This is a genomic window from Arthrobacter sp. 2YAF22_2 (genome assembly GCF_052114645.1).
Taxonomy (GTDB): domain Bacteria; phylum Actinomycetota; class Actinomycetes; order Actinomycetales; family Micrococcaceae; genus Arthrobacter.
In genome coordinates this window covers 1-2,276 of the sequence record NZ_JBFRFD010000551.1, presented here as the reverse complement: position 1 = coordinate 2,276, position 2,276 = coordinate 1, and the positions used below count along the sequence as shown (strand labels likewise).

The following is a 2,276-nucleotide window of genomic DNA, read 5'->3' as shown; positions in this document are numbered from 1 at the left end:
ACCCCGGGCTGGGCGCTGGAGAGCCACGACATCGTCCGCTCGGTGACCCGCTTCGGCGGCGGCGAGCTTGGCTCCCTACGGGCCCGGGCCGCGCTGGTGGCTCGGCTGGGGCTTCCCGGTCCGGCGTACCTCTACCAGGGACAGGAGCTCGGGCTGCCCGAGGTCGACGCCCCGGTGGAGGCCAGGGTGGATCCCCGCGTTGAACCACGGATCTTCCCTCGCCGAGGCGGACGCCGAACCCTGGCTGCCCACCCCCGCCGGCTGGGGCAGCCGCGCCGTCGACCTGCAGGAACAGGACTCCGACTCGGTCCTGAACCTGGCCAGGGCTGCCCTGGCGTTGCGCTGGAAGCTGCGGAAGAACGAGGTCTTCACCGCGGACGACGGCGGCACCTGGCATGTCGAGGCCGGGAACCTGCTGGTCTGCGAGCGCAGCGAGAACTTCCTGGTCGCCGTCGCGATAGGGTCTGAGCCCGTGCGGCTCCCCTCTGGCACTGTGGTGCTGAGCGCCTCGCCGCTACGGGGCTGAGGCCATTTCCGAGCCGTGCACATTCCTCCGCGGAACGTGGGCGGCCTTTAGTAGCGCTTTCGGTTGAGTGACGAGCCTGCGGTGGACATCGCACGGCGAGTCCACCGCAGGCAGGAGTCCTACTACTGGCGTCAGGCAGATACCAGCTTCGCGAAAACCACGTAATTGTCGTCGAACAGTCCCGTTGCTGGATCATAGCCGTCGCAGGTAATCACGCGGAGCTCAGATCCTTCGGTGTCCCCGTAAACCGTTAGCGACGGAAAGGCGTCCTTGGCGAACTGTTCACCTCGGTAAAACTCAAAGACAGCCGTTTTTCCGTCTGCACGTGTGACTTGAATGGTGTCTCCTCCCTTGAGACGCCGAAGGTTGGCGAAAACCCCTGGTCCGCCACCGACTGCATTGACGTGCCCGAGCAGGACCGCCGGTCCGCGTTCTCCCGGCGTCGGGGAACCGGTGTACCAACCGGCCGGGGCGGTCGGCCCGTCTGGAGGTACTTCCAGCGCACCGCTAGTGCGCAGGCCAAGTTTGAGAAGTTCAGACCGGGTTCCGATGGAAGGAATCTTGAGAGAAACCGGCGGTGAAGCTGCCATCACGGCCGGCAGCTTCGCGGCGGCATCACTCGACGGTGCCGCCTCGGCAGACCCGGGTGCAGCGGCAGCAGAAGAGGCAACGGACGACGGCACGCCCGACGCCAACGTTTGCGCTGGTGAGTTGCTAGCGCAGCCGGTGAGGAGCAAGAGGGCAACCGCCGCAGAGGCAAAAAAGCCCCTGCGGCGGTCCCTTATTGAACTAATCATTTGAGAAAATGTGTCCGATCAGTCCTATTGGCTGAGCTACGCGTTGCGGCGTCGAACAACAATCACGCCAGCAGCTGCGGCAGCCAAGGTGAAGCCACCGCCGAGCGCGAACAGTGTGGTGTTGTCCGTGCCCTTGGTGGCCACGCCGGTATCGGCGCCTCCGACAGGAACCCGGACGATCTGCTTAGTTCCCGTTGCCGGAGCAACCGGCGCAGCTACTGGGGCACTCTGAGCTGCCTTGTACGCGACTCCTGACTTTTCGCATCCGATCCCGTCCCCATCACTGTCGAGATGCGTGCCGTACCCCGGTGCGCCGACAGGAATGTTGTAGACCCCTTCTGCAGCTGCGGCGGCGCAGTTCGGGTAAGCGCCGGTCACGGCCAGAGCAGGCGTGGCGGAGAGGGCAGAAAGCCCCACGACTGCTGCGAAAGTGAGTCCTGCTGTAATTTTTTTCATGATTCCCCATATTTATGCGTGCAATAGTTGACGCTTGAAGTGTATGTGATCGTTGAAGCTTTGAGGAAAATGGTCTCGGAACCTGTCCGATTATGTCTTTCGCGATCCTTGCGAATCCGTTGAGGGTCATGGCTGAGCCCCAATCACACCTCAGCAGCCCGCTAACACTTAGCTTCGTGGAAGCTGCGAGTGTGCCTAGGGTTAGATCCGCCGTACATAATGACCATCGTGATCACATTCATAAAGGTCCTTCATAACATCCTCTTTGCGGCTGGTTTCCTTGCCATCGGGGTGCTGGCTTCAATAATTAGCTACTACGGCAAGCCGGACCTGGGGCTCGTAATTGTCCTCACCGCTTCTGTCTTGATGGTGACCCTCTTCGTCGCTTCCTCCATGCTCGGCCGCCGACTCAAGCGTGAGGCGTGCTTGGTTCAGGAGGGCGAGGCTGCCGCCGCTTCTGGACTCACCAAGACGTACAGCGCACACGCCTCTGAAAC

4 protein-coding genes and 1 pseudogene are annotated in these 2,276 nt (G+C 62.5%); 3 read left to right on the top strand and 2 right to left on the bottom strand.

Annotation, left to right across the window (positions count from 1 at the left end):
* Positions 1 to 42 precede the first annotated feature (42 nt).
* Both AB4Y86_RS17175 and AB4Y86_RS17170 read left to right on the top strand, forming a co-directional pair.
* A pseudogene (locus AB4Y86_RS17175) lies at positions 43 to 132 on the top strand (hypothetical protein); the annotation flags it as partial.
* Positions 133 to 199: 67 nt separating this feature from the next.
* On the top strand, positions 200 to 526 hold the full coding sequence (locus AB4Y86_RS17170) for a hypothetical protein (protein ID WP_441403374.1): 327 nt from the start codon (positions 200 to 202) through the stop codon (positions 524 to 526).
* 131 nt (positions 527 to 657) lie between these two features.
* On the opposite strand, the gene AB4Y86_RS17165 is transcribed toward AB4Y86_RS17170, so the two are convergent.
* Together AB4Y86_RS17165 and AB4Y86_RS17160 are read right to left on the bottom strand one after the other, a co-directional pair.
* Positions 658 to 1,116, bottom strand: coding sequence for a class F sortase (locus tag AB4Y86_RS17165; protein WP_441403373.1), 459 nt, complete (start codon positions 1,114 to 1,116; stop codon positions 658 to 660).
* A 243-nt stretch (positions 1,117 to 1,359) separates the two neighbouring features.
* Positions 1,360 to 1,779 carry an excalibur calcium-binding domain-containing protein gene (locus AB4Y86_RS17160; protein WP_441403372.1) on the bottom strand — a complete coding sequence of 140 codons (420 nt, stop codon included), beginning with the start codon at positions 1,777 to 1,779 and terminating at the stop codon, positions 1,360 to 1,362.
* Positions 1,780 to 1,998: 219 nt separating this feature from the next.
* On the opposite strand from AB4Y86_RS17160, the gene AB4Y86_RS17155 reads away from it, so the two are divergent.
* The coding region (locus tag AB4Y86_RS17155; RefSeq protein ID WP_441403371.1) for a hypothetical protein at positions 1,999 to 2,276 on the top strand (278 nt) is incomplete at its 3' end.